Raw genomic sequence first — 5,341 nt, 5'->3', positions numbered from 1 at the left:
TGGCGGCGGCCGACTTCGAGGTCAAGGGCGGCGGCCGCGACCCGGTGTATGCCGTGGAGCGCGCCATCTTGACCATCGCCGCCGAGCACGGGTGAGCAGGACGTCGCCGCGTGGACACCATCACCTTCGCCTATCGCGCCGGTGACAACGAGATCGTCATCGAGATCAACGGCAGGAGCCTGCGGGACCTGGCCCGCGCGGTCGAACTGCCGGAAGCGCGGCGCACCCGCGAGCCTAAGCTCGCGGGGAGCTACGCGTGGCTACCCGGGCCGTTCCCCTTCGGCCGCGCCGCCTACGAGCGGGCCGTGGCCGAGCTGGCGACCGGCCTCGCCCGAGCGCGGCCGTGACGGTCAGCGCGCCGCCTCCCGCCGATTTCGCCCCGCCGCGAAGTCGCTGGTAAATTTGTCCTTCGCGTGCGCGCATGGTCGTGTGCGCATCGCAGCACCACCCAGGGCAGCTCACGCAAGGCATCCCCACGTCGGTCCCGAGCCGCCCTGCCGCCCTCAACGGCAACCCGACCAACCAAAGAAAGATCACCAGTGGCGAATATCAAGTCCCAGATCAAGCGGATCAAGACCAACAAGGTCCGCACCGAGCGCAACAAGGCCGTCAAGTCCGAGCTGCGCACGTGGATCCGCAAGTTCCGCGAGGCCGCCGACGCCGGCGACGCCGCGGCCGCCAAGGAGGCGCTGGCCGCCGCGTCGAAGAAGCTCGACAAGGCTGCCGCCAAGGGTGTCATCCACGCCAACCAGGCCGCCAACAAGAAGTCGGCCATGGCTAAGAAGGCCGCGTCCCTCTGACCCGGCCCACCGCACCGGCCGCTCGTCCTGACGGACGAGCGGCCGTTGTCTTTTCTCCGGCGCGGGTTGTCACCGACGCCGAACGTCGGGCTCGGCTGGCTGTCCGGCACGGGCTGGCCGCGGGTTTCGCCGGCATCGACGCAGCCACCACCGCGATGACGGCTTGGCACGCGACCGAACTCCCCGCGATCCACCTGGCCATTGCCGCCCGGGTTGCCGACGTGACGGTCGCGGACGTCGAACACGACCTCAACGAGACCCGTGCCCTCGTCAAGCAACTGGGTTTGCGGCGCACCCTGTTCGCCGTCGGCCGTGATCTGCTGCCGGCCGTCATCGCCGGCCCCGGGCAGCGCGTCGCCGGTCCGGAACGGCGACGCCTGCTCAAGGAGGTCGCCGCGGCCGGGCTCAGCCGTGACCCCGAGCACTGGCTCGCCAACGCGGAGGAGGGCGTGCTGGATGCACTCCGCGACGCCACCCTCACGACCGCAGAGATCAAGCGTCAGGTCCCCGACGTCGCCGGCGCGGTCCCGGTCGCGATCGGCACCAAATGGGGTCAAGAGGTGCCGCTCGCACCACGCGTCCTGACGATCCTCGCCGCTGACGGTCAAGTCGCCCGCGCGGCGAACGCCACCCACTGGCGCACGTCGCGGCCCGCGTGGACCACCATGACCCGCTGGCTCGGGGCTGAGCCCGACCTGCCGGACGCCCGCACGGCATACCGTGACCTTGTCGCCAGATGGCTGCGGACGTTCGGGCCCGGCAGCGAGGACGACATCGTCTGGTGGCTCGGCGCCACCAAGACAGCTGTGCGCGCCGCGCTCGCCGACCTCGGCGCCGTCCCGGTCGCGCTCGCCGGCGGCCTCCTTGGCTGGCTGCTCCCGGACGACCTCGACCCCGTCGAGGAGCCGAGGGAGTGGGCGGCCCTCGTGCCGGCCACGAGTTTTCCGATTCCGCTGACAGCAGCGGATCTGGGCCATAGCATTTCGCGATCACTTCCTTGCGAAGGAGGCCAGCCGTGCCCGCAACACCCGCCGCCACCACCCGGTTTCTGACGTTCGCTGTGGTGTTCGTCGCCCTGGTGGCGGCGGTCCTGATGCCTCGCACGCCGGCCGATGCCCAGGCGTGGACCCCGCCCGCATACCAGCGCACGATCGGCGGGCCGGGGCATGCCGGGGTGTATGCCTGGGGTGCCGCCACTGCTCCCGACGGCACCATCGTCATCGGCGACTACTGGAACTACGTCGTACGCCGCTACGCCACCGACGGCACGCTGCTGCAGACGATGAGCAGCCGCGGCAAAGGTCCGGGACAGACGAGCGCGCCGCACGGCGTGGCGACGGACCCGGTGGACGGTTCGATCTACATCGCCGACATGAACCACCCCGAACGGCGGATCGTCAAACTGGCCGCCGACGGCAGCTTCATCCGCGACATCCCGCCGTATGTCGCGGGAGTGACCGTTCCGTACCCCTACGTCACCCACATCACCACCGGCCCTGATGGCGACCTGTATGCCGTCAGTTCCCACAACGTGCCCTACCTCTTCGCCGCGGTGCTGGTGTTCTCCAAGGACGGGGTGTTCAAGCGAGCCATCACCGGCGTCGGCAGCGAGCCCGGACAATTCGGCCTGCTGCGCGGCATCGCCGTCGACGCAGCGTCGAACACCTATGTCGCCGACACGAGTAAGGGTCTGATCCAGGTCTTCGACGCCAGCGGAGCGTTCGTGCGCACCATCGGGGCGCGAGGGGACGGACCGGGCAAATTCCGCGGCGACATGCGCGGCCTCGCGATCGATCGCGTCAACGGCTGGATCTACGCCAATGACGCCGAGGCCAGTCAGATCGAGAAGTTCAGCCTGACCGGCGAACACTTGGCCACCTTCGGCAGCGAGGGCAGCGGCCCCGGGCAGTTCCGCGATGGCGGGCGCGAACTGACGGTCGGTCTCGACGGCAACGTCTATGCGCCCGATTTCGGTGGCTACCGGGTCCTCGTCTTCCGCCCCGACGGGACCTTCCTGCGCTCGCTGCCCGACCCCGTGCCGCCGCCCCCTCCTGGAGGCTTCAACCAGGCCATGGGGGTGGCCGTCAACGATTCGACCGGTGCCGTCTACGTGGCCGACACGTACAACCAGCGCATCCAACAGTTCACTGCCGCAGGCGCGTTCGCCCGGCAATGGGGATTCCGGGGCAGCACGGGCGGGTATGCGATGAACTACCCCCGCGGCGTGACGGTCGACCAGGCCACCGGACGCGTGTGGGTGGCCAACAGCCGACAGGGCAATGTCAAGGCCTACAGCGCGACCGGGACCTTCCTGCGGTCCTTCGGTCGTTGGGGCACCGAGACCGGGCAATACCAGCTGGCGCGCGATCTGGTCGTGCGCGGCAATCGGATCTATCACGCGGACAGCAACAACCTGCGGATCGTCGCGACCGACCTCACCGGCAAGGTCATCTGGACCCGGCCGTGCGGGACGACTTTCATCCCCGGGCAGGGCCCCGGCCTGCTCAAGGGTTGCACGGGCGTCGGGGTCGACGACGCCGGCCGGGTGTATGCGGCAGCCGTCACCGAGAACGCGCTCTATGTGTTCAGTCCCTCTGGCACCCTGCTGCGAAAGTCGATGACGGGCGTGCGAGCGCCTTACGACGTGGTGGTGCACCGGGATCGCGTCTATGTCACCGAACACACCGCCAACCGCGTCGCCGTCTATTCGCTCAGCCTGGCCCGCTTGGGCAGCTTCGGTGCGACGGGCACGGCACACGGACAGTTCCAGGGTCCTGCCGCCATCGACGTCGACGCGACGGGACGCCTCTACGTCATGGACTCCCGCAACGAGCGGGTGGAAGTGTTCGGCTGAACCCCACCACCTCGGCGAACCCCACCACCTCGGCGAACCTCACCACCTCGGCGAACCTCACCACCTCTGCGACCTGCTGTTATCTACCCGAAACGGGGTGGACCGTAATGTCCCGCCAGCCGCGGATCGTCGGCAAATTGTTGGTAAAGAGATTCCTAAGCCAGCCTGGAATCGTGATCGGGCAACCAGTCGGGTGCCGACTGCGTGGGGTTGCACTATGTCCTTGGACATCCACAATGATCGGACAGTTCGCTGAAGGTCGGCGCTGCCGCAACGGCCGCTAGCCGACGACCTGCCGCATGATCCGCCTCAGGTAGTGGCGATCATCCCGGCACACAACGAGGAAGACGGCATCGAGAAGACGATCCGTTCCCTGCTGCGGCAAGAACCGGCACCCAGCGTGGTGCTGGTCATGGCCGACAACTGGGTGCACGTGCTGTCGGGAGCGGCCACCATGTTCCCGGCGGGCGTGTTGCGCCACAACGAGCGGGCCTGCGGCAACGAACTGCCCGGTCGGCGCCTACCTCCTCAGCACCGATGGTGTGCGCGCCGGGCTGACGGGCTGCGGTTTCTTCCTCGCCGCCATCGCGCTCCCCAAGGCGCAGATCCGGCTGGGCGAGGAAACCTCCTTCCAGAAGCACCTGGCCTTCACCGCCCTCCTCCTGTCCTACCCGGCGGGGGGTGGCGCTGCACCGCTGGTCCCAGCAGCGCTGGCGCTACGGTCCCGTGGGGGCAGTCCTGGTGCTGCTGTTCGTGACTGGTGTCGCTCGCAGTGATGCGCTCTTCACCAGTTGGGTCGATGCCCGGCCGGTCGTGTCCTGGGCCGCCTCATCGGGGGCGCGGGGCGTTACCTCTCGTCATCGGCGGACGTGCTCTCCTACCGCACCGGGGACCGGGCCGACATCACCTGGGACAGCACCTTCGGCTTCTACTCCAACGGAGAGGCCGCGATCGAGCAGGCCGTTGCCGACGGGACCTATGCCGCCATCGTCCTGCCGTCCGGGCCTTCCGGGGATCCTGCTCAGGACGCCGGGCAAGCAGTCCTGCGACGGGCCCTGGCGAGCAGCGAGCGGTATGAGGCGCTCACCGTCCCCGGCAATCAAGCCGGCACGTGGCTGGTCTACGCGCGGCGCTAGTTCTCCCGCCCGTCCCCGGAATCCTCGCCGGCCTCACCCCGGTCCGTAGTGCTGCTCCAGGGCGGCCCGCACCTGCTCGAAGACCTCCCGGTCCAGCACCGCGCCCTCGCGACGGATGGTGTGGGGGTCGAGACGCAGGATGCGGTGCAGCGCCGCCTCCGAGGCACGACCACGGTGGTCCCAAGCACCGGATCCGACGTCGATCCAGTAACGCCCCTCGGACGCTTCCTGCGCGGCATCGCGGTCGTGGTCCTGACTGGTCAGCGGGAGGGCCAGCAGCCAGGGGTCGGCACGGCCGATGAGCAGCACCGGCCGGTCCTTGCTCCGGCTGCTGTCCTCTTGGTAGGGCACCGGCGCCCATACCACCTCGCCCGGGTCGGGACGACCGTCGGCGTTGGGGGAGTAGGTGATTCGAGGCAGCGGCCCCATGTAATCGCCTGGGTATGCCGCGGCCTCGGCCCGGTGTGGTGCGCTGGTCCGTCGCGCCGCCCGGCCGCCGCCGCCCAGCATGCGCAGCACCCGGGCGAGCACCCGTTCGATGTCGCCGTCCA

At 69.3% G+C, this 5,341-nt stretch carries 7 protein-coding genes; 6 read left to right on the top strand and 1 reads right to left on the bottom strand.

The window, feature by feature from the left end:
* Nucleotides 1-110 precede the first annotated feature (110 nt).
* From BN11_RS10580 to BN11_RS10555, 6 genes are all read left to right on the top strand, one after another.
* Complete coding sequence (locus BN11_RS10580) at nucleotides 111-347, top strand: hypothetical protein (RefSeq protein WP_048697434.1); 237 nt, start codon at nucleotides 111-113, stop codon at nucleotides 345-347.
* A 192-nt stretch (nucleotides 348-539) separates the two neighbouring features.
* The gene (rpsT, locus tag BN11_RS10575) at nucleotides 540-800 is read left to right on the top strand and encodes a 30S ribosomal protein S20 (RefSeq protein WP_048697433.1); all 261 of its coding nucleotides are present in this window, start codon (nucleotides 540-542) and stop codon (nucleotides 798-800) included.
* Between the two features lie 155 nt (nucleotides 801-955).
* A complete protein-coding gene (locus BN11_RS10570) occupies nucleotides 956-1,852 on the top strand; it encodes a DNA glycosylase AlkZ-like family protein (protein WP_053084064.1) in 897 nt (298 codons plus the stop codon).
* Nucleotides 1,816-3,654 carry a 6-bladed beta-propeller gene (locus tag BN11_RS10565; RefSeq protein ID WP_048697431.1) on the top strand — a complete coding sequence of 613 codons (1,839 nt, stop codon included), beginning with the start codon at nucleotides 1,816-1,818 and terminating at the stop codon, nucleotides 3,652-3,654. The genes BN11_RS10570 and BN11_RS10565 overlap by 37 nt, the downstream gene beginning before the upstream one ends.
* Before the next feature lie 542 nt (nucleotides 3,655-4,196).
* Nucleotides 4,197-4,430, top strand: a complete 234-nt coding sequence (locus tag BN11_RS10560; RefSeq protein ID WP_048697430.1) for a hypothetical protein — start codon at nucleotides 4,197-4,199, stop codon at nucleotides 4,428-4,430.
* Between the two features lie 93 nt (nucleotides 4,431-4,523).
* The gene (locus tag BN11_RS10555) at nucleotides 4,524-4,790 is read left to right on the top strand and encodes a hypothetical protein (RefSeq protein WP_048697429.1); all 267 of its coding nucleotides are present in this window, start codon (nucleotides 4,524-4,526) and stop codon (nucleotides 4,788-4,790) included.
* A 33-nt stretch (nucleotides 4,791-4,823) separates the two neighbouring features.
* On the opposite strand, the gene BN11_RS10550 is transcribed toward BN11_RS10555, so the two are convergent.
* A partial coding sequence (locus tag BN11_RS10550; protein ID WP_407667981.1) for a type II toxin-antitoxin system PemK/MazF family toxin occupies nucleotides 4,824-5,341 on the bottom strand: 518 nt, incomplete at its 5' end.

Source organism: Nostocoides australiense Ben110 (assembly GCF_001050535.1).
GTDB classification, from domain to species: domain Bacteria; phylum Actinomycetota; class Actinomycetes; order Actinomycetales; family Dermatophilaceae; genus Nostocoides_A; species Nostocoides_A australiense.
This window is presented reverse-complemented; position numbering and strand designations above follow the sequence as displayed.